Raw genomic sequence first — 20005 nt, 5'->3', positions numbered from 1 at the left:
TTGCGTGAAATAACGCAAATAACCCAGTAATTAATGCGGTGTTGCTGTCGGCTGGTAAGCTGGGTAAATACAATACGTATTTTCTTCTACCAAAGTCTCAAAGTACGTTAAAGTGGTAAAGAAAATAGAGGATGCCGCCTACGCTGTGTAATAGGGTTACGCAGGCTTAGCCATCCTCTATTTAAAATATATTCAAGGGCATTAGCAATGCAAAGTAAATATACCATTTGCAAATACGCCTTAATGGGGACGCTTTCATACTTTTTCTTTGTGAAAACACAGGTAAACGATTGCAGTTGATCTAGGTTGTGAATTCAGAGAAATAACCGCAGATACAAATTGCAACCAGGGGATCAGCTGGATACAATGCTTGCCTTTGTTTGCTCTCATCTCTATTGATAACCCAAATAATCTTGATTTATTAATATGTTAACGCAAACTTTCATTAAAAACATGCGTGTTTCTGATTTAATCAGCTCAAAAGCTGAATCGAGACAACAAGATATTTGTTTTTATTAAGCATAACAATGCTGCACTGAGTAACCATAAGCAACGGCCTAAGGTTCTCTGAAATTGATTAACCCTAATTTGAAGTCGCTATTGTGAAATTACTTTTTTGTCTTTCGTTAACTACTGCAATTCTCTCGGGCCTTTGGGCATGGGTCGCTGATTTACTTGGCTTAATTGGCTGGGCAGGATTTCTGGGCTGTACGGCTTACTTTGCCTACCCGAAAGATGGCATCAAAGGCCTTGGTATTACCGCACTAACCGTTAGCAGCGGTGTTGTGTGGGGATTAGTTATCTTACATAGCGATAGCTATTTGCAAAACTTGCCGAGCTTTATCGGCTATTTCGTCACAGGATTTGTGGCCTTTTTTATGTGCATTCAAGCAAAAAAACAGTGGTTGTCATACATCCCTGGAACCTTTGTCGGTACCTGCACCATTTTTGCTGCACAGGGGGCATGGCTGATCACCATTCAATCATTACTAATTGGTATAGTGTTTGGTTTTTCCATGAAGAAAAGTGGAATGTGGCTGGCTGAAAAGTGACAAAAAAAGCCGCTTTTAGGCGGCATAAAAGAATAAATAAAACCAAGGGAATTTCAAACAAGATTGATAGTACCTTAAATTCGTATAACAACAATATATAACATAATGATTTTATTAATAATTAATTAGAATAACGACTAAGTAAGCTTACATAGCTAAACGAAGAAAATGAAGTAAATATTGTTAACTAAATGATAAAAAATGAATATAAGATTCATTTTTTGATTAAGTAAGCTTATCTAACTACTCAATAAATAATTTCATATGAAACTATTCACATCATTATTAGTTAAATTCAGATTTATCTGTATGCTAATTAAGAGTTAAATAATGGAAAGATTAGATTGACTTAACATAAATAATAGTTTGGCTAAAAATAAAATCTTACTAGGGCTGGCGATTATTCGATATTTCTCGTTTATGAGCAAGAAAAAAACCATAAAAATAATATAGTTACCAATGGAATTCTTCTTTTTTAGAACCGACACTACGTTTTCATTTTCAACCAAAAGTTTTGTTGGCAAATATTAAAAAACTCTTTTCTTTTTGGGAATATTTTCAGACCATTCTCTTCGACTAATTGCCAGATAATCCAGCGCTCAGGGCATTGACTATCACAGGTAAATTCCTCTATTTCAATTTCCTCTGTGCATAAAAGTACGACCCCATCCGCAAATTGCCATTGGCGTGTTTTAATAAACACTTCAGATAAACTATCTTGCTGTTGTTGGTTAACAATTAATGTGCAATTCTTAGCCACTAGGGCTTGAGATATATAATGAGAAAGCATGCTAGTTTTCTATCTATAAAGGAAGTTTAGAGATCTTACGATTTAATTTGCTGCGCACAACAGCTATTAGTGACAAATCGCCTTTTTTGTGATCATTTTTAATAAAAACCAGTTATAACCTTAAGAAATTGTATCATTTGACTTAAATTAAGGAAGAACACATGAATTACCAAATTGTGACCATCAACGAAAGCCCTGCTCTTATTTTTCAAAATCTACCAACGCAAATTAATGACTTACTTAATTTAGTGATGGATGCATCATTGACTGAAGGGATAAAAACAATTGCATTACCCGTTGATGAGCTAGCCCCTGCGTTTTTTACACTCTCCTCAGGCTATGCGGGGGAATTACTGCAAAAACTAACAAATTACGCCATTCATACGCTCATTATTGGGGATATTGAGCACGTTAAAAAACAAAGCAAACCCTTTAATGACTTTGTTTTGGAAGCAAATAAAGGCCATTCAATCAACTTTATTAACATGCTGTAAAGTTTGATAAACCATAAATTAGGTGGTCAGACGGTAGCTTTCATTCACCAAGGACATCAGCTCTGCAGCATTTACCTCCGCCCCTAGCTTCACGGTCACCCAATGTTCTTTATTCATATGGTAGGCGGGGTAAATCCCTTTTTGTAACCGCAATGAGCCCACTAACTCGGGCGGTACCTTGATATTCACAATATCAATTTTTTCCTCTCCTCCACCTTCGACTACTTTTTTTGCAGCAATATCCATAATTACCGCAAACCATTTTCCGTTATTGCCGTGTTTAAAGGTCGCAAATGTGGGGGCTCTTGCCCATGGGTACTCAGGGATAACACCATAATTATTTTGAATATACGCGATCAATTCATTTCGGTTCATCGTGGGCTCCACCCGCGCGTCTTAGTGAGCATTATTATAAAGGGAATTTTATCGTGAACCTAATCAGGCCCACGATAATTTTAGTGAAGTTCAATGCTTTACTTTAAAATATGGTCTGCCACCAAATAGCCCGAAATGGCATTAAGCCCAGCACCTGGCCACGTCGCAGCACCGATCATCCACAAGTTTTTAATCGGCGTTTTATATCGTGAATGCCCAGGGAAAGGCCTAAAAAGATAGTTTTGACTGAGTTGATGGCTGCCCGATACACTGTCACCATTCACCAAGTTACGGTTATGCCGCATGAGATCTGCTGGGGATAACACTGCATAATCAAGGATATTCTGTTTGATATTCGGCGCATAATCCGCAATTTTATCAATCACACGTTCGGCATATTGCTGCTTCATTGAGCCCCATTCCCCCATGGCAATTTCATTTCGGGAATCCGCCGTCGGTGCAAATGGCAGTGCTCTGACTTGTACCCACAAAGTTTCTTTTCCTTCTGGTGCACGCGTTCTGTCACTACGACTTTGTTGCCCCACCACCAGCATTGGGCTATCGGGCAAAATCCCCCTTTGGGCTTGGTCAAAGGTTGCGGAAATATCGTCTGTATACGGGCCAATATGTACATAACCAAAGTTAGAAAAATCTTCCCCTGCATTCCATTCAAGGGGTTTATCCAATGCAAAGTGCAACATCATCGTACCCGCACCATAACGATAACGCTTCGCTTTTTGAACATAATTGCTCGGTAAGTGCTGCTCTTTGATCAGCGAGTTAACGATTTGTGTTGGTGTAATATTACCAATAACCGCTTTTTTCGCACCAAAAGTTTGACCCGATGTGGTTTTCACCCCGATCGCTTTACCATTTTCGATAATAATTTCAGTGACCTCTTTTTGAGTCAGCACTTTCCCGCCATGATTTTCAATAATTCTGGCAATACTGTGCATTAAATTTCCCACGCCACCACGGCTAATGGAAAGTCCATTAAGATGGTCACTTAAGCTTTCTAAAAATGAAAATGTTGCTCCACCTGTTACATCAGGCCCATAATCAAGGTGAAAAGCCCAAGGAATAAATAATGCGCGAGTTTTTGGATGCGTAAAATAGTCTTCTGAAAATTGCCGTGTGGATTTAAGAATTAATTGCGCCAAATTAAGCGATTCCCCCATGCCTAAGTGTCTAACCATGGAAAACAACTGCTTAGCTGCTTTAAAAGATGGCAACTCCATTTGCATTAATGGTGCAAAATGCCCAACGGTTTTTTGAAAATAACTGAGTAACGCCCAAAAGCTGTCTGCATCTTGCGGAGAATATTTGCGAAACATCGCATCGGTTTTAGCTCGGTCTTGGTAAACACCTATCCCATCGCCATCTGGAAATACATTGGAGTAAGGGCGGTCACTGGTCACGATATCAAAACCATTTTTATGCAGTTCACTTTGATATTCTTGGTAAAACGGTGATCCTAAAAATAACCCGATATTGGTTGCATACAAATCATGGTGGAAACCAGGCTGCGTAATTTCAGCGGTACGAGCCGCCCCGCCTATTGTCTCTTCACTCTCTAATATAACAACTTTAAGCCCTTTGTGCGCAAGCTTTGCTCCAGCAACGAGGCCATTGTGACCACTGCCAATAATCGCCACGTCATATTGCTCATCCATTCTATTCCCCTTAATTCTTATTGTTAGCTTGAGGCCAGACCCAAGTGTCAATTTGCATTTAAGCCTTTTAAGTTTAGATAATGAATTAGAAAAGCTAGATTATTTTTCGATTTATCTCATGCAATCTACCATTGAAACTATACTCTTATATTTCAATTAGATAAAACCTCAATAACAACATATCATTTAACTTGTCATACTCAAAATTGTTTGATTTTTTCAAAAAAAGAGACTCTGTTGGTTTTTGTCTATTATTAATTATTTCGCATACCCACTCTCACAACATGAGAATGGTAAAACATTAAATCCAAATAAATTGTATAAAGACAACTGTAATCTGTTTATTGTTTTAATAATACAGTTTCAATCATCATACAAAAATAAAGATGTAGTTATTCAAAAACAATTAAAAACCACATTAAAATAATAAAAACCATATTAGTTACTCAAAAAGCATTTGAATTACCTGATTTTAAAAGTAGTTAAAACGACGTTTTAGATAGATAATAACTTGTTCATAAAGGAAAAAACCTATAAAAATAGTATATTACATGGCTATCAATAGCATGTAAAAGTTTAATGTTCCACATTAAGTCCACAACGCTAACCCAGATAAATTAATGGTATGTTATATCAATCAATTAACTATTAATGCGATACAACTACACATTAGAATAATATAGTGATATAACAACCCATGTTATTTTAATAGGTCTCAGATTAAAAATATCAAGTTACTAAATATCAGTACAATAAAATATTACATACATTGTATGGTGGAATAACCGATGAAAGATCTTATTTTAGGGGGAACTGTTTTTATACCAGGGATCATACTCGTATTTTTTCTAGGGTTCTTTTCATGGCTAATCTTTAGGACTATTTATATAAATTTAATGATCAAATATGAATATGCAGGGAACCTATTTGATATCTCTATGTTATTTTTATGTATTTTATGCATACACTTCATTATTAATTCGTAGTTGGTAAAAATGAATATCAGAAAATATTTAATCATCGTTCTCTCTTTGTTCATCATTATTTCCTCTATTTATTTACTATGGAACCATTATGCACTAAGCCCGTGGACTCGTGATGGCAGGATAAGAGCTGAGATCAACCAAGTGACCGCTGAGGTTTCAGGTAAAATTGATAATCTTTTAATCATTGATAACCAAGAAGTTAAAAAAGGTGATTTGTTATTAATTATAGACCCGACAGATTACGAAATTAAAGTTCGCCAATCTGAACTCGAACTCAACGAACTGGTTATTCAACATAACTTTGCAAAAAACCAACTCGCTAGGCGTACAAAACTAAACCAAGTCGCCATTTCAAAAGAAGAGCTTGAAGATGCTCAGTCTCGGCTAGCGAGTCTGACCCAAAAAATAGAATTGGCAAAAGTAAAGATAAACAAAGCAAAACTTGATCTTTCAAGAACGCAAATAACCTCCCCCGTAAATGGCTTTATCACGAACTTAAATCTTAGAACGGGTAATTATATTAATGCTGGCTCGCCTTTATTCGCAATTGTAGATAAAGACTCCTACTATGTTATCGCCTATTTGGAAGAAACTAAAATGACAAATGTGGTTATAGGAGACAATGCAAAAATACAGCTATATAGCAATAACAATGAATTAAGCGGAAAAGTACAAAGTATCGGTCGTGCAATTGATGATAATAACTCATCAACAGGTAACCAACTATTAGAAAATGTGCAGCCCAATTACCCTTGGGTTAGGCTAGCGCAACGTGTACCAGTCAAAATATCGCTGAAAAATAGTCAAAATATATCTTTGATCCCAGGAACAACTTGCACTGTATTTATTGAAGAGTAAGCAATGAAATTAAACTGGTTATTTGCAATCAAGTATACATTAGCTATTTTACTTGCTTGGTTTTTATCCTCTTATTTTGGTTTTGATAAGCCATATTGGTCGATGATGACCGTTGCTATTATTGGCTATCCAGACCCATCGCTAAGCTTAGCTAAAATGGCTGCAAGGCTATCGGGTAGTGTTATTGGTGTCATTGCTGTTACTCTCATTGCCAATATCAGTATTAACGATCATTGGATTTTTACTGCATTAATCATTATTTGGTTATCGATATGTCTTTTTATGACATTAATTTCGCGTTATATGATGCCATATCTGTTTTCGTTATCGGGTTACACCTCCGCAATCATTGCTTTCGGTACGTCAGTATTTCCATTACCAATGACAATTTTTAACTTATCTCAAGAACGGTTAATGGAAGTGATGATAGGGATTGTCGTGTACACTTTTATAACCTACTTACTGCCTAATCAGTCGAATATACCTCAAACAAAATTAATTGATAAAAAAATACAAACAGAAAAAAAACAGTTATTATCAAACCTGTTCAAACAAAGAAATGATAAAATTCATACAAGCTTAAAAAATGTATTAGAAAGTAGCATTAGTTATGATGAAACAAGTCAATATGAAAGCCATTTTTTATCGTTTAAAACAGCAAAGCATAAAGCGAAACAGTTACCTATGCTTATCGTTTTCTCTATCATGGGCATGGTTGATAAGCACTTTTTAAAATACACTAGCTACAAACAATTTTTAGACTTTAAAAAGCAAGATAATGATTTATCTGATAGCAGTTTCTATTATTTTTTTGATTGGAAAGATGCTTTTTTAAATACACTTAGGTTAGTGATCAGTCTGGTTATTAGCGTATTATTTTGGCTAAACACCGGTTGGGAATATGGTTATATACTCCCTGTATTAGTAAGTATTTCATTTACATTTGGCGTGACTATCCCCAATGCAAATAAACTCGCCTTTATTATATTAGTCGTTGCCATTCTAGTGATTATTATCAGCTACATATTGAAGTTTTACTTTTTAATTCAAGCATCTAGTTATTTTCAAGCTGTAATGATCATGGCACCAATATTTTTAATTCTTGGTGTTTTAAAATCCGTAGGTAAACTCGCCTTTTTGCTCTCTCATGTCGTATGTATTTCCATGATATTTCTCATTAATTTTACTAATCCAATGGATTTTGATTTTTCTTACTTTGCTAACACCTCAATTGCACTTATTTTTTCCATTATCATTGTGATATTGATGCTATATATCATTCCACTGAGTAGTGCTCAGCAAATCGAGTCACGTAAAATGAATTTTATGTTGCAAAAAATTAGCAGCATGACATCTAAAGACCTTAATTCAGATAAATTAAAAAATACGATACTATTGAATATTAGTGCTATTTCTAACCCTAAGCACATTAATAAGCTTTATGTTTTATTGTCCTTAATTAGTCTCTACCAATTAGCTAAGTCACATGATGCCAAAAATAAAATTTTTCATCTTATTCATAGTGTTTCTATAGGTAAAGATAAGAGTTCGATTCTTTTCTCAATAAATTTAGAGGACAAATCAAACGATGATATTAGCTTAAAATATAGTCATAAGATTCTTAATTTCTTGCTCTAATTACATAGGAAGTTGACATGTTTGAATTATTAACTGCAATTGGTATTGGGCTCGCCGTATTATTACCCTTGTCTAACCCATTAACAACTGTTGCATTATTTCTTGGCTTATCGGGTGGAATGACGATTGATGCTCGTAAGAAAACCATAAATACAACGCCGATTTATGTTTTTTTTATTATGCTTGTTTCATGGTATTCAGGCCAAGCGATTATGAATACGTTTGGTGTTAGTATTCCAGGGTTAAGGATCGCAGGCGGTTTTATTGTCGCTTATATTGGCTTTAGAATGCTATTTCCCGTTGTTGAAGCCAACAAAAATAATGATGAAGCAAAGATATTAGATAACACCTCTAGTATTGCTTTCGTTCCTTTAGCTATGCCAAGTACTGCGGGGCCAGGGACAATTGCAATGATCATCAGTATGGCCTCATCTGTCATCACAAATGAAAGTGAATACCCTCATTGGGTTGTTTTAGTTGCTCCACCATTAGTTTTTTTCTTATTCTCTATTATTCTTTGGGCCTGTTTGAAAAGCTCAAATATGATAATGAAATTTTTTGGAACAAGTGGCATCGATGCAATATCAAGAATAATGGGATTTTTATTAGTTTGTATGGGAGTGCAGTTTATTATCACAGGAATTGGTGAATTAACCCGATCTGGCTTCTTTTATTAACTATTTTCCTATAACCATAATTAAACTAAGACAAAATTAAACGGACTGAGCCCTGTCATATACAGAATTCAGTCCTTAAAGGCAGATTAAGTTATTGTCTAGTTTTATGGCGTCAGTTCACTTTTTAGGGAGCCTGCAAGCTGATTTACTTAAATCCCTAATGCCAATACATTAATGAAATAATTCCTAGTTCGATGACAATAATGCTTATAATAAATACATTTAGTCAGCCTTATATACAACAAAACCTCGCAGTGCGAGGTTTTAAATAATATTCTAATTGGCTATTAATAAGCCTAAGGTTTTATCGCACTTTTACAAAAGTGTAAATAATTAAACCTAAATAGATTTTTATTAATTTTTACAGTGCAATTACGTTTGCAGCTGCTGGGCCTTTTGCGCCATTTTCGATAGAAAATGAAACTTGTTGGCCTTCAGCTAAAGATTTAAAGTTATCACTCTGGATTGCAGAGAAGTGAACAAACACATCTTTGCTGCCATCTGCAGGAGTAATAAAACCAAAACCTTTATCATCGTTAAACCATTTTACTGAACCAGTCATTGTATTAGACATAGAATTTCCTTTAATTTTTTTAATTGCCATAAGGCATGTGTTCGTTTGGTTGTTTATTGGTACTTATGGAATTAATTAGAAGGAATTCGCAATGAAGGGGTATCTGAGATAACGCTTAATGGTGAACAACTTTAAACTGACTAGCATAAATAGGCCTGTACTTCCAAACCAGTGACGACATTAAGCCACACATAAAACATAATTGCAATTTTATTTTACACCCTGCCCGCAAACCCATGGGTAATTCCATTAAAAATTGCGCCTAATAGAACACAATTTCCATCCTTATTTTAGACATAAAAAACCCGCCATTTCTGGCGGGCTAAAATTAGTAACACTATGATTTTATATCTTTATTTTCAATCGCGATGACTTGCGTTTTTTCTTCCTCTGGAATTTCATATTCAATATCTAATGCTAATAACCCACCCGATAATTCAGCAGATTCAATTTTCACATTTTTACCTAAATTAAACTCAAGGGAGAACGTGTTTTGCGTAATTCCTTTATGGATCCATTTTTCTGAGTCATTGTTTAATTCAGTAGATTGCTCACCTTGTATGCACAATTTCCCACCTTTCATGGACACCGTTAAGTCATCTTCCTTATAACCTGGCACACTCACTGTTAATTGATAGTGCGTATCGTCTATTTGTTTTAAATTATAAGGATGCTCTGTAGTTAACGGCCGATTACCTGTTAATTGGCTAAACAATCTGTCTATTTGATCAAACCTATTTGAAAGCAAGTTATCTGATAATGTTGGAAATAATGAAAAAGATCGAATGTTAGACATAAACGCTCCTTCAATATTCTATATCGTAAACTAAACCTATATAACCTTGCACCATCAACCTAGTGTGGCGTCATGCTTTAGCTTGGTGCATTATTTATATAAGGCTTACAGCGAATATTTCAAGTTTTCAATGGCACTTTTTTTACACATTTTTATTGGCTATCTTGATATGAATAGGACAACAAATTAGACATATTTGGCGTTATTTGCAGGTTATCTTACAGCCTTTATTAGCGTATAAATAAGATGGGTATCGTCAAAGTGGAATTATGATATTTGATCGCTGGATAACTCAAAGTCACTCAAGCCCATTATTATTTTGAATAAAAATGCCTTATCGTTGCTACTAACACGCCACGATAAGACCATTAATTTATAATATTCAAATAGATAAATAACTCACACTGGCATTGACATAATCTCTTGATACGCCGCAACCAGTTTATTTCGCACTTGAATACCCATTTGCAGACTTAGACTGGCTTTTTGCATATCCACCATCACATCATTTAGGGAAATATCTTGCTTCCCAAGGGTAAAATCTTCAATTTGCTTCGCAGAATCATTGCGTGTTTTATTGATTTGGTTAACGGATGCAACAAGGTGATCCGCAAAGCCCACTGGCTCAATAGTAGGTTTTATTGGGTTAGTCGCTTGCGTCGCTACCACATTTAATTGTGAAATAACCCCTTCAATGGCTTGAACTGTCATGATGTTCTCTTCTCAATATAGTGAATATGTACCACTAATTCATTCGTCGAGCTTACCTTACCACACCCTTTTTAACTTGAAGCCGATAAATAACACCAAATTTATAGGCTGATTCCGTCATTAGATTGCCCCAAGACAAGAAATAATAGCAAAGTGAAAAAGTGACGTTACGAAGAGGGAAATAACATTGTTTCACCAAAAGTATTTTCATCCGTCTAGTAGTCTGCCAAGCAGGGAATATTTATGAGTGCCGCATCTAAAGACACAGGAGAGGCTAAAAAAGGGTTTGCCTCAATGGTTGACCGCATTAAAGCCGATCCTAAAATACCGCTAATGATTGCAGCCGCTGCTGCCATCGCAATTATCGTTGCCCTCCTGCTCTGGTTACGTAGCCCCGACTACCGTGTCCTGCTTAGCAACTTAAGTGCTAAGGATGGTGGCGACATTGTTGGTCAGCTAACGCAGATGAACGTCCCTTATCAAATCGCCGATAATGGTAGCGCCATTTTAGTACCTGCCGATAAAGTGCATGAGTTACGATTAAAGCTGGCCCAATCAGGCTTGCCCAAAGGGGGGAACACAGGTTTCGAACTGTTGGATAAAGAACAGTTTGGTATTAGCCAGTTTAGCGAACAAATTAACTACCAGCGTGCGCTGGAAGGTGAGTTATCGCGCACAATTGAGTCACTCAGCCCTGTCCAAAGTGCACGAGTGCATTTAGCTATCCCTAAACCTACCTTATTTGTGCGTGAGCAAAAATTGCCTACCGCCTCAGTCACCGTAGGTTTATTGCCTGGCCGAATGCTTGATGAAGGGCAAATTAGCGCTATCGTCCATATGGTGTCGAGCAGTGTCACTGGGCTAACAGCAACAAATGTCATTATTGTTGACCAAGCGGGTCGCTTACTCACCAATAACGATAACAGCCAGCAATCCGCTAACAGTGCGCAAATTAAAATGACCAAAGAGATGGAATCCCATCTTAAACAGCGCATTGAAGATATTCTTTCTCCATTAGTGGGCCGTGCAAATATTCATGCACAAGTCACCGCACAAATGGATTTCTCCAAGGTAGAACAAACCTCAGAAGAATATAAACCAAACCAAGCAGCAAATAGCGCCGCTATCCGTTCCCGCCAAAACAGCCAAAGTATGCAAAATAACAATGGCGGAACAGGTGGCGTACCAGGCGCGTTATCAAACCAACCCGTTAGTGCACCAACTGCACCAATTGAAACAAATAAAGACAATAAAGACGCACAGCAAACCACCAATAACCGTAATAACACGACTAACTCGCAAAGCGATGAAACGACCAATTACGAGGTGGATCGCAAAATTAGTCATACCCAACGGCAAATTGGCGTAGTCGATAGGCTCTCGGTCGCAGTTATCGTCAATTACCATTCACAAGAAGGTGAAAATGGCGCAGAAATGAAGCCATTGCCGCCTGAGATGATGCAGCAAATTGAAGCATTAACTCGTGAAGCAATGGGCTACTCCACTGCACGTGGCGACTCGTTAAATATCACCAACTCGTTATTTACGAATGACACGCCAGTTGAAGTTGAACCGTCGTTACTGGAAAGCCCGCAATTTATCGCCCAGTTACTGGATTACGGCAAAATTCTGCTTATTGCCCTAATTGCTTGGTTTATGTGGCGTTTTGGTATCAAACCGCAATGGGTTAAATACCGTAAAACGCAACAAGCTCAAACTGATGCAGAAATGTTTGTAGCAACGCAGATGAAAACACCACTTGTGGTAGACGAAGAAATTAACGAAGACATGGATGAGCAAACTCGCCGCCGTCTCACTCGCCAACGTGTTAGCGCTGAAATCCAAAGTCAACGCATTCGCGAAATGGCCGAAAAAGACCCACAAATCGTGGCAATGGTTATCCGTCAGTGGTTAGGAAAAGCGTAATGAGTTTAAGTGGAACAGAAAAAAGCGCCGTGATGTTAATGACACTCGGCGAAGATCAGGCTGCAGAAGTATTTAAACACCTGAATCCAAAAGAAGTTCAGCAGCTGAGTATGGCGGTGTCTAACATGCGCCAGATCTCCAATAACGAACTGGCGGAAGTCCTCACCGAGTTTGAAGAGTCGGCAATTCAATTTGCGGCGCTGAACATTAACACCAATGACTACCTACGCTCTGTCCTTATCAAGGCGCTAGGTGAAGAGCGTGCTGCGAGCCTGCTTGAAGATATCTTTGAAAAACAAGAAACCACCTCAGGTATCGAAAGCCTCAACTATATGGAGCCACAAACCGTTGCTGATATTATCCGTGATGAACATCCACAGATTATCGCCACGATTTTGGTTCACTTAAAACGCAACCTGGCTGCCGATGTTTTGGAGTTGTTCGAAGAACGCCAACGCAACGATATTATGCTGCGTATCGCGACTTTCGGTGGCGTACAACCTGCAGCACTTGCCGAGCTGACCGAAGTGTTAAACAATTTGCTGGATGGCCAAAACCTCAAACGCAGCAAAATGGGTGGCATAAGAACGGCTGCCGAAATTATCAACCTGATGAAGAGCCAGCAAGAAGAAAGCGTTATCGATGCAATGCGTGACTACGATGGCGAACTAGCACAACGTATCATTGATGAAATGTTCCTGTTCGAAAACCTTATCGAAGTGGACAACCGCAGCATTCAACGTATTTTGCAAGAAGTGTCTACCGACTCGCTGGTTATTGCCCTCAAAGGCAGCAACCAAGCTCTGCGCGACCACTTCCTCAACAATATGGCAGCGCGTGCAGCGGAAATTGTTCGCGACGATTTGGAATCCCGCTCACCGGTGCGTATGTCCCAAGTGGAAAACGAGCAAAAAGCTATCCTGCTTATTGTTCGCCGCTTAGTCGAGAAAGGCGAAATCGCCATCGGTGGTGGAGACGACGTGTATGTCTAAAACAAAACCGACTCATGACCAATGGCAGCCATGGAAATTACGTGAACTTAATCAATGGGAGCTGAACGCATCCGCTATCCCATCATTAAGTGATGTCCCTGAGCCTGACACACCCAAAGTGCCATGTCTTGAGCCCAAAGAAGTGTTAGAGCAGATTAACCTACTGGATAATATTAAAGAAGACGCCCAACGCACTGGGTTTCAACAAGGCTATGAAAAAGGCCAAAAAGAAGGCTACCAAGCAGGTTTTGAACAAGGTTTACGGGCTGGGGAAGAGCAAGGGCGTGAGCAAGCACTTGCTTTACAGCAACCTGTTATTGAAACCTGGCAGAAATTATTGTCGGAGTTTAATTACTCCCTCGATACCTTCGATACGGTGGTAACAACCAAATTATTGCAAATTGCCTTAACCGCAGCGAAACAAGTGCTGGGGCAATCCACCGTTTGCGATGGCACGGCCCTACTTGAAGAAATCAGCCATTTACTACAACAAAAACCAATCTTTGCAGGTCAACCTGAGCTGCACGTCAACCCGAATCACTTTGAGCTTATAGAGCAGCATCTTGGCTCATTATTAAACCTACACGGTTGGCGCTTAGTAGCTGACCCGAAATTGCACTTAGGTGGCTGTCGTGTTGTCGCCGAAGATGGTGAAATCGATATGACTGTCGCAACCCGTTGGCAAGAGTTATGCCGTTTATATGCACCGGAGAGCCTTTCATGACCGCACGTTTGGGACGCTGGATTGCCTCGCTTGACGATTTAGAATCGCGGATGAAAGGGATCCCGATGGTGCGCCGTTATGGCCGTTTAACCAAAATAACGGGGTTGGTGATGGAAGCCGAAGGCATAAAAATGCCACTTGGTGCCACCTGCTTTATTGAACGCGCCATCAATGGTGGCACGGATGAGGTAGTTTGCGAAGTGGTTGGTTTTAATGGCCCTCGCATGCTACTGATGCCACTCGCTGACCTTGAAGGAATAGCCCCTGGTGCCCGCGTATATGCACAATCAACGGGTGAGGATGGGCAAACCAGCCGCTTACTGCCGATTGGTAATGAACTGTTAGGCCGTGTATTGGATGCCCAAGGCACTCCCCTTGATGGTAAGGGGCCTTTAGAAGTGAAAACCCGTGCACCGCTCATCACGCCCCCCATCAACCCATTAGAACGCACGCCGATTAGCAGTGTGCTGGATGTGGGCGTTCGCGCAATCAATGCCTTACTCACCGTTGGGCGCGGGCAGCGTATGGGCTTGTTTGCTGGATCAGGGGTCGGTAAAAGTGTACTACTTGGTATGATGGCGCGGTTTACTCAAGCCGATATTATCGTCGTTGGTTTAATTGGTGAACGGGGACGTGAAGTTAAAGACTTTATCGAAAATATTTTAGGGGTTGAAGGCTTAAAACGTGCCGTTGTGGTTGCTGCACCTGCGGATGTTTCGCCGCTTTTGCGTATGCAAGGTGCCTCTTATGCCACGCGTATTGCCGAATATTTTCGCGACCAAGGCCTTAGCGTATTGCTGATTATGGACTCACTCACCCGCTACAGTATGGCACAACGTGAAATTGCCCTTGCCGTGGGCGAACCACCTGCGACAAAAGGCTATCCACCGTCTGTTTTCGCTAAACTGCCTGCGCTAGTTGAACGTGCGGGGAACGGTAAAAATGGCGGTTCAATCACCGCATTTTACACCGTCTTGACCGAAGGGGATGACCAACAAGACCCCATTGCAGACTCTGCCCGCGCGATCCTTGATGGTCACATCGTGCTTTCTCGCTCTTTAGCCGAATCTGGGCATTACCCTGCTATTGATATTGAAGCCTCTATTAGCCGTGCAATGACCGAATTAATTCCCAAAGAACATTATCGAAAAATTCAGCGGTTTAAACAGTTAACGTCTAGTTATCAACGTAACCGCGATTTAATCAATGTGGGGGCATATGCCATGGGGAGCGACCCCATGTTGGATACCGCTATTCAGTATTACCCACGGATGTCGGCATTTTTACAGCAAGATATTGATGAGCGTTGTGACTATCAAACCGCTTGCGAACAGCTGATGCAAGTTGTTCCCAACGAGTAATGAGAGGATAAATGGCCAAAAACAATGCGTTGACAACTTTACTCAGCTTAGCTGAGGAAGCCTCTGAAGAGGCCGCAAAAGTGTTAGCTCAAGTGCGCCAAACACACACGCAAATGGCGCAACAACTACATATGTTGGAAAACTACCAGTCTGAATACCGACAAAAGCTAAACCAAACGCTACACAGCGGGATGGCATCAGACAAATGGCAGAATTACCAACAGTTTTTGGTCACTTTAGAGCTGACCATCGAACAGCAACAGCAGCAGCTTAATGTATGGGAACAACGCGTTAACGATGCCAACCGCCATTGGCAAGAAAAACAACAACGCGTCAATGCATTCGATACCTTAATTCAACGCGCTGAACAAACTGAATACCAACGTCAAAATCGCTTAGAGCAAAAGCAAATGGATGAATTTGCTCAACGCGCGACTTTACGGAGACCACAATAGATGGACATCAACGCCAATAGCGTACCAACACTTGCGCCAGCTAAAAACAATAACGCGCAACAAAATGAATCACGCATTGATGAAAACCAAGCACCCGCCCTGCCTTTCCAAGCAGTGTTGGATAACCAACAACCTGCCCCTAAAGAAAGCACGGTTACCCCGCCTATCGACGAAAAATCTGTCAACAAAGAGATTGTCGATAATAAACTGACCAGTGCAAATGAAAAAAACGCTGAGCCAACGAGTGTCTTGCAAAAAAGTGCGGAAAACACGATAGAGCAACTGAACTTTAGCCGTAATTTGCGCCCAGATAGTGTACAAACTGCATTGAATGCTGATTTATTAACAGGTAAAGAAGCCAATGAGCAATCTTGGCTCAATAACTTAAAGCAATCGTTAAGCAATCAAGCGCAATTAACGGTGAAACCTTTAACGCCGCCAGAAACTCACTCCACGCTTGGGGCATTTACCCAGCGCATGCAGCAGCTTAACCAAGGTACTCATGATGTGTTACCTGATGATGGCAAGCACCTTGAAGGGTCGCAATTGCAATTAGCGGGTGAAGACGAAGCCCCTGCTTTAGGCACCGTGATTAAGAATGAAAAAGAAGAGCGCCGCGATCAACCGCTTTTTGCACTTGATAACCCACGAGATGTCCGTGGGAAAAACCTAACTCAAGACTTTATGCCGTTAAACAAAAAAGTTAGCGACAAAGACCCCCTTGCTAACATGCAAACAGTAACGAACGAAACGTTAAGCCAAACAGCAAAAGGCGCGTTTACCTTGCAAACGGACACGGGAGCATTTACCTCCAGCGCCTCGCACCATACCAATACGCAGCCAATCAGTATGATGCCAACGACCTCAACGGTTCAAGCTGCGGCGATGAATGCGCCAACAGCAGCGCCAACCCTGCATTTAACCAGTCAACTAGGCAGTGAAGCATGGCAACAGCAGTTAAGCCAGCACATGCTGTTTTTCTCACGCCAAGGGGTTTCCCAAGCACAAATTCGTTTACACCCTGAAGAATTAGGTTCACTCAATGTGCATTTACGTATCGAAGATAACCAAGCGGTGATGTATTTTGTGTCGCCTCATAGCCATGTTCGCGCAGCGATGGAGTCGATGATGCCAGTGCTACGCAGTGCGCTACAAGAAAGTGGCATTCATCTGGCACAAGGTTCTGTTGGGCAGGAGAACTTAAACCACCAATCCGATGGTTCGCAACAAGGCTCACAACAGCATCGTGATGGGCAAATTCAAGCAACACATCCGTCGGTTGGCGTAGTTGGCATCAGTGAAGCCAATGCCACTGTTTCGGCTAAAACCACCCAAGTGCGCCAAGGTGGTATCAGTACCTTTGCATAATTAATAAACAAAATGCGGTGATTTCACAACTAAAGCGCCGAGTTACCGCCTTTTTGTTTCGTTTTTCACTCCTTTAACTCTCAGCAAGCAAGCCATAATGCTAGAGATCATAAAGAAAAAACCCATTTGGGTTTAGCATCCAAGAAACAGGAATTCAGCTAACATGTCGTCACGCAAAGAATCTAAACGTTCGAATAAAGGGTTACTCATTCTGTTCGCCCTTGTTGCCCTCGCGGGTGCTGGTTTTGGTGGGTACACCTGGTGGACGACACAGCAAGACACTCAAACGGCAAGTGAGGACGAAAAGCGCCCGAATATGCCGCAGCCAATTTTTATGGAATTAGAGCCCTTTACGGTGAACTTAGCGGGTGTTGATGGCCCTGACCGCGTGCTTTATATCCACGTAACATTGCGCCTTGCGAATGAAAAATCTCGCAAGCAACTTCATGAATACCTTCCTGAAGTTCGCAGTCGCTTACTGCTACTTTTGTCTGAGCAAAAAGCCAAAAACATTGAAAATCATGATGGTAAGTTGCAGCTAATGAAAGAAATTAAGCAAACGCTCACCCCAACCCTGATCCCTGGCGATACCGATCAGGATATTTCAGATGTGTTATTTACGACTTTTATTCTGCGGTAATATTCATGAGCGATAATATTTTATCTCAGGCTGAAATTGATGCGCTTCTTAATGATGATGCGCCATCAAGCAACACGCCTGCACCTGAAATGCAAGGGAAAGACCATGTTCGTCCTTATGACCCGAATACCCAACGTCGGGTTATTCGTGAGCGAATGCAATCCCTTGAAATCATTAATGAGCGTTTCGCCCGTCAGTTCCGCATGGGGCTGTTTAACATGTTACGCCGTAGCCCAGACATCACCGTTGGTGGCATTAAAATCGAGCCTTATCATGAATTTGCTCGCAACTTACCCGTGCCAACGAACTTAAATCTCATTCATATGCCACCTTTGCGAGGCACGGCCCTATTTACCTTCGAACCCGCATTAGTGTATATCGCTGTGGATAACCTATTTGGTGGCGATGGTCGTTTCCCTGTTCGCCAAGAAGGTAAAGAGTTTACCAATACGGAACAACGTATTATTAATCGCATGTTGAAATTAGCACTGGGCGCATATCGTGATGCATGGAAGCCCATTGCTGATATCGAAGTGGAATATGTACGTTCTGAGGTGCAAGTTAAATTTACCAATATCACCACTTCACCAAACGACATTGTCGTGACTACACCGTTTTTAGTTGAGATTGGCAACACGGTGGGTGAATTCAGCATTTGTATCCCTATTGCCATGATTGAGCCATTGCGTGAGCGTTTAATCAACCCACCCGTGGAGCAAGGGCATCAGGAAAATGAAGCATGGGTCTCTAACCTTGTGACCCAAGTTAAACGTTCTGAACTTGAGTTGGTTGCCAACTTTGTTGACATTCCAATGCGAATTTCTCGCTTACTGCAACTGCAAAAAGGGGATGTTATCCCCATTGAGAAGCCAGACCGCCTAATGGTGAATGTCGATGGCGTACCTGTGTTGACCAGTCAATACGGCACTCAAAATGGCCAATATGCGTTGCGTGTAGAACATTTGATTAACCCTGTTTTAAACACTCTAGATGAGGAAAGTACCAATGAGTGAGGCGAAGAACTCTCCTGATGCATCAACCAATCACGACAGTGAAGACCTGTGGGCTGAAGCGTTAGAACAGCAAAAAAAAGCGGAATCCGCCTCTGCTGGTGCACAGGCTTTTGATAACTTTGATGGGCAAAACCCATTAAATCAGCTCTCCGATATCGACATGATTATGGACATTCCCGTTCGCCTGTCGGTTGAGCTAGGTCGCACCAAAATGACCATTAAAAAACTGCTGAGTTTATCCCAAGGCTCTGTGGTGTCTTTAGATGGTTTAGCGGGCGAACCTCTGGATATTTTAATCAACGGCTATTTAATTGCGCAGGGTGAAGTTGTCGTGGTTTCAGATAATTACGGTATCCGTATTACTGACATCATTACGCCTTCAGAACGTATGCGCCGCTTGAGTCGTTAAAATACAAGGGCAATTGCCAATGACAATGTTTTCGCAAATCGAACCCATAACGCAGCCGCAAACAGCGCCATTTTTATCCAATACGATTTCGCTCAGTGAGCCGAATGCACCAGCCATTAACCAAAATGATAGCTTGGTACAAATTTCAGGTTCACTCGGTGGCATTATTTTGCTGATCCTCGCAGGTGCTTGGTTGGTTAAAAAGCTGGGATTCGCCCCGAAAAAATTTGGCAAAGACTCGCTGATAAAAGTCAAAAGCAGTTGCTCATTAGGTAATAAAGAACGGGTTGTCGTGGTCGAAGTGAATAATGAATGTTTAGTTCTTGGGGTGACGGCGCAAAATATCAATGTGCTACATCAATACCCTGTACAAACTGAGCATTTATCCGTTTCAATAAATGAACCACTGACGTTTCAATCTGTTTTCAAGAAAAAACAAGATGCTGCGAACCATGCAGCGTCAGTGACTCCTTTGTATAAGTAATCGGAAGCT

At 40.5% G+C, this 20005-nt stretch carries 21 protein-coding genes; 15 read left to right on the top strand and 6 right to left on the bottom strand.

The window, feature by feature from the left end; all coding sequences use genetic code 11:
- Window positions 1-602: 602 nt before the first annotated feature.
- The gene (locus M1F05_RS07275; protein ID WP_206083883.1) at window positions 603-1052 is read left to right on the top strand and encodes a DUF1097 domain-containing protein; all 450 of its coding nucleotides are present in this window, start codon (window positions 603-605) and stop codon (window positions 1050-1052) included.
- Window positions 1053-1539: 487 nt separating this feature from the next.
- Here the strand turns inward: M1F05_RS07275 and M1F05_RS07270 are convergent, their stop codons facing one another.
- Window positions 1540-1842, bottom strand: a complete 303-nt coding sequence (locus M1F05_RS07270; RefSeq protein ID WP_206083882.1) for a hypothetical protein — start codon at window positions 1840-1842, stop codon at window positions 1540-1542.
- A gap of 161 nt (window positions 1843-2003) precedes the next feature.
- Between M1F05_RS07270 and M1F05_RS07265 the strand changes: the two genes are divergently transcribed.
- Window positions 2004-2336 carry a DUF4180 domain-containing protein gene (locus tag M1F05_RS07265; protein WP_206083881.1) on the top strand — a complete coding sequence of 111 codons (333 nt, stop codon included), beginning with the start codon at window positions 2004-2006 and terminating at the stop codon, window positions 2334-2336.
- An 18-nt stretch (window positions 2337-2354) separates the two neighbouring features.
- Here M1F05_RS07265 and M1F05_RS07260 read toward each other — a convergent pair whose 3' ends face one another.
- Together M1F05_RS07260 and M1F05_RS07255 are read right to left on the bottom strand one after the other, a co-directional pair.
- Window positions 2355-2711, bottom strand: a complete 357-nt coding sequence (locus tag M1F05_RS07260; RefSeq protein ID WP_206083880.1) for an MmcQ/YjbR family DNA-binding protein — start codon at window positions 2709-2711, stop codon at window positions 2355-2357.
- Window positions 2712-2809: 98 nt separating this feature from the next.
- On the bottom strand, window positions 2810-4384 hold the full coding sequence (locus tag M1F05_RS07255; protein WP_206083879.1) for a phytoene desaturase family protein: 1575 nt from the start codon (window positions 4382-4384) through the stop codon (window positions 2810-2812).
- 995 nt (window positions 4385-5379) lie between these two features.
- On the opposite strand from M1F05_RS07255, the gene M1F05_RS07250 reads away from it, so the two are divergent.
- From M1F05_RS07250 to M1F05_RS07240, 3 genes are read left to right on the top strand one after another with little or no spacing between them, the layout of a single operon-like run.
- Window positions 5380-6228, top strand: a complete 849-nt coding sequence (locus M1F05_RS07250; RefSeq protein ID WP_206083878.1) for an HlyD family secretion protein — start codon at window positions 5380-5382, stop codon at window positions 6226-6228.
- Between the two features lie 3 nt (window positions 6229-6231).
- Entirely contained in the window at window positions 6232-7866 is a 1635-nt protein-coding gene (locus M1F05_RS07245) for an FUSC family protein (RefSeq protein ID WP_206083877.1), read from the top strand.
- A gap of 17 nt (window positions 7867-7883) precedes the next feature.
- Window positions 7884-8543, top strand: a complete 660-nt coding sequence (locus tag M1F05_RS07240; RefSeq protein WP_206083876.1) for a MarC family NAAT transporter — start codon at window positions 7884-7886, stop codon at window positions 8541-8543.
- Window positions 8544-8904: 361 nt separating this feature from the next.
- Here M1F05_RS07240 and M1F05_RS07235 read toward each other — a convergent pair whose 3' ends face one another.
- From M1F05_RS07235 to fliE, 3 genes are all read right to left on the bottom strand, one after another.
- A complete protein-coding gene (locus M1F05_RS07235; RefSeq protein ID WP_206083875.1) occupies window positions 8905-9117 on the bottom strand; it encodes a cold shock domain-containing protein in 213 nt (70 codons plus the stop codon).
- Between the two features lie 337 nt (window positions 9118-9454).
- On the bottom strand, window positions 9455-9913 hold the full coding sequence (locus M1F05_RS07230; protein WP_206083874.1) for an Hsp20 family protein: 459 nt from the start codon (window positions 9911-9913) through the stop codon (window positions 9455-9457).
- Between the two features lie 399 nt (window positions 9914-10312).
- Window positions 10313-10624: a flagellar hook-basal body complex protein FliE gene (fliE, locus tag M1F05_RS07225; protein WP_206083873.1), complete on the bottom strand. Its 312-nt coding sequence runs from the start codon at window positions 10622-10624 to the stop codon at window positions 10313-10315.
- A 243-nt stretch (window positions 10625-10867) separates the two neighbouring features.
- Between fliE and fliF the strand changes: the two genes are divergently transcribed.
- The 10 genes from fliF to fliO all read left to right on the top strand — a co-directional run bounded on the left by fliF (window position 10868) and on the right by fliO (window position 19996).
- Window positions 10868-12550, top strand: a complete 1683-nt coding sequence (gene fliF, locus M1F05_RS07220; RefSeq protein WP_206083872.1) for a flagellar basal-body MS-ring/collar protein FliF — start codon at window positions 10868-10870, stop codon at window positions 12548-12550.
- Window positions 12550-13542: a flagellar motor switch protein FliG gene (fliG, locus tag M1F05_RS07215; protein WP_206083871.1), complete on the top strand. Its 993-nt coding sequence runs from the start codon at window positions 12550-12552 to the stop codon at window positions 13540-13542. The genes fliF and fliG overlap by 1 nt, the downstream gene beginning before the upstream one ends.
- Window positions 13535-14266 carry a flagellar assembly protein FliH gene (gene fliH / locus M1F05_RS07210; RefSeq protein WP_206083870.1) on the top strand — a complete coding sequence of 244 codons (732 nt, stop codon included), beginning with the start codon at window positions 13535-13537 and terminating at the stop codon, window positions 14264-14266. The genes fliG and fliH overlap by 8 nt, the downstream gene beginning before the upstream one ends.
- Window positions 14263-15627: a flagellar protein export ATPase FliI gene (gene fliI, locus M1F05_RS07205; RefSeq protein ID WP_206083869.1), complete on the top strand. Its 1365-nt coding sequence runs from the start codon at window positions 14263-14265 to the stop codon at window positions 15625-15627. The genes fliH and fliI overlap by 4 nt, the downstream gene beginning before the upstream one ends.
- Window positions 15628-15638: 11 nt before the next feature.
- Window positions 15639-16082: a flagellar export protein FliJ gene (gene fliJ / locus M1F05_RS07200; protein WP_047756920.1), complete on the top strand. Its 444-nt coding sequence runs from the start codon at window positions 15639-15641 to the stop codon at window positions 16080-16082.
- On the top strand, window positions 16083-17450 hold the full coding sequence (locus M1F05_RS07195) for a flagellar hook-length control protein FliK (protein ID WP_206083868.1): 1368 nt from the start codon (window positions 16083-16085) through the stop codon (window positions 17448-17450). It begins immediately after the preceding gene.
- Window positions 17451-17613: 163 nt separating this feature from the next.
- On the top strand, window positions 17614-18090 hold the full coding sequence (fliL, locus tag M1F05_RS07190; protein WP_206083867.1) for a flagellar basal body-associated protein FliL: 477 nt from the start codon (window positions 17614-17616) through the stop codon (window positions 18088-18090).
- Window positions 18091-18095: 5 nt separating this feature from the next.
- Window positions 18096-19103, top strand: a complete 1008-nt coding sequence (gene fliM / locus M1F05_RS07185; RefSeq protein WP_206083866.1) for a flagellar motor switch protein FliM — start codon at window positions 18096-18098, stop codon at window positions 19101-19103.
- Window positions 19096-19512: a flagellar motor switch protein FliN gene (gene fliN, locus M1F05_RS07180; protein WP_004255621.1), complete on the top strand. Its 417-nt coding sequence runs from the start codon at window positions 19096-19098 to the stop codon at window positions 19510-19512. The genes fliM and fliN overlap by 8 nt, the downstream gene beginning before the upstream one ends.
- Window positions 19513-19531: 19 nt before the next feature.
- A complete protein-coding gene (fliO, locus tag M1F05_RS07175; protein ID WP_206083865.1) occupies window positions 19532-19996 on the top strand; it encodes a flagellar biosynthetic protein FliO in 465 nt (154 codons plus the stop codon).
- The last annotated feature ends 9 nt before the right edge of the window (window positions 19997-20005 follow it).

Source organism: Providencia sp. PROV252 (assembly GCF_033676005.1).
Lineage (GTDB): Bacteria > Pseudomonadota > Gammaproteobacteria > Enterobacterales > Enterobacteriaceae > Providencia > Providencia vermicola.
This window is presented reverse-complemented; position numbering and strand designations above follow the sequence as displayed.

Coding starts and splice junctions, on each gene's coding strand:
- M1F05_RS07270 (WP_206083882.1), bottom strand. CDS start 1,842: ATGCTTTCTCATTATATATCTCAAGCCCTAGTGGCTAAGAATTGCACA.
- M1F05_RS07265 (WP_206083881.1), top strand. CDS start 2,004: ATGAATTACCAAATTGTGACCATCAACGAAAGCCCTGCTCTTATTTTT.
- M1F05_RS07260 (WP_206083880.1), bottom strand. CDS start 2,711: ATGAACCGAAATGAATTGATCGCGTATATTCAAAATAATTATGGTGTT.
- M1F05_RS07255 (WP_206083879.1), bottom strand. CDS start 4,384: ATGGATGAGCAATATGACGTGGCGATTATTGGCAGTGGTCACAATGGC.
- M1F05_RS07250 (WP_206083878.1), top strand. CDS start 5,380: ATGAATATCAGAAAATATTTAATCATCGTTCTCTCTTTGTTCATCATT.
- M1F05_RS07245 (WP_206083877.1), top strand. CDS start 6,232: ATGAAATTAAACTGGTTATTTGCAATCAAGTATACATTAGCTATTTTA.
- M1F05_RS07240 (WP_206083876.1), top strand. CDS start 7,884: ATGTTTGAATTATTAACTGCAATTGGTATTGGGCTCGCCGTATTATTA.
- M1F05_RS07235 (WP_206083875.1), bottom strand. CDS start 9,117: ATGTCTAATACAATGACTGGTTCAGTAAAATGGTTTAACGATGATAAA.
- M1F05_RS07230 (WP_206083874.1), bottom strand. CDS start 9,913: ATGTCTAACATTCGATCTTTTTCATTATTTCCAACATTATCAGATAAC.
- fliE (WP_206083873.1), bottom strand. CDS start 10,624: ATGACAGTTCAAGCCATTGAAGGGGTTATTTCACAATTAAATGTGGTA.
- fliF (WP_206083872.1), top strand. CDS start 10,868: ATGAGTGCCGCATCTAAAGACACAGGAGAGGCTAAAAAAGGGTTTGCC.
- fliG (WP_206083871.1), top strand. CDS start 12,550: ATGAGTTTAAGTGGAACAGAAAAAAGCGCCGTGATGTTAATGACACTC.
- fliH (WP_206083870.1), top strand. CDS start 13,535: ATGTCTAAAACAAAACCGACTCATGACCAATGGCAGCCATGGAAATTA.
- fliI (WP_206083869.1), top strand. CDS start 14,263: ATGACCGCACGTTTGGGACGCTGGATTGCCTCGCTTGACGATTTAGAA.
- fliJ (WP_047756920.1), top strand. CDS start 15,639: ATGGCCAAAAACAATGCGTTGACAACTTTACTCAGCTTAGCTGAGGAA.
- M1F05_RS07195 (WP_206083868.1), top strand. CDS start 16,083: ATGGACATCAACGCCAATAGCGTACCAACACTTGCGCCAGCTAAAAAC.
- fliL (WP_206083867.1), top strand. CDS start 17,614: ATGTCGTCACGCAAAGAATCTAAACGTTCGAATAAAGGGTTACTCATT.
- fliM (WP_206083866.1), top strand. CDS start 18,096: ATGAGCGATAATATTTTATCTCAGGCTGAAATTGATGCGCTTCTTAAT.
- fliN (WP_004255621.1), top strand. CDS start 19,096: ATGAGTGAGGCGAAGAACTCTCCTGATGCATCAACCAATCACGACAGT.
- fliO (WP_206083865.1), top strand. CDS start 19,532: ATGACAATGTTTTCGCAAATCGAACCCATAACGCAGCCGCAAACAGCG.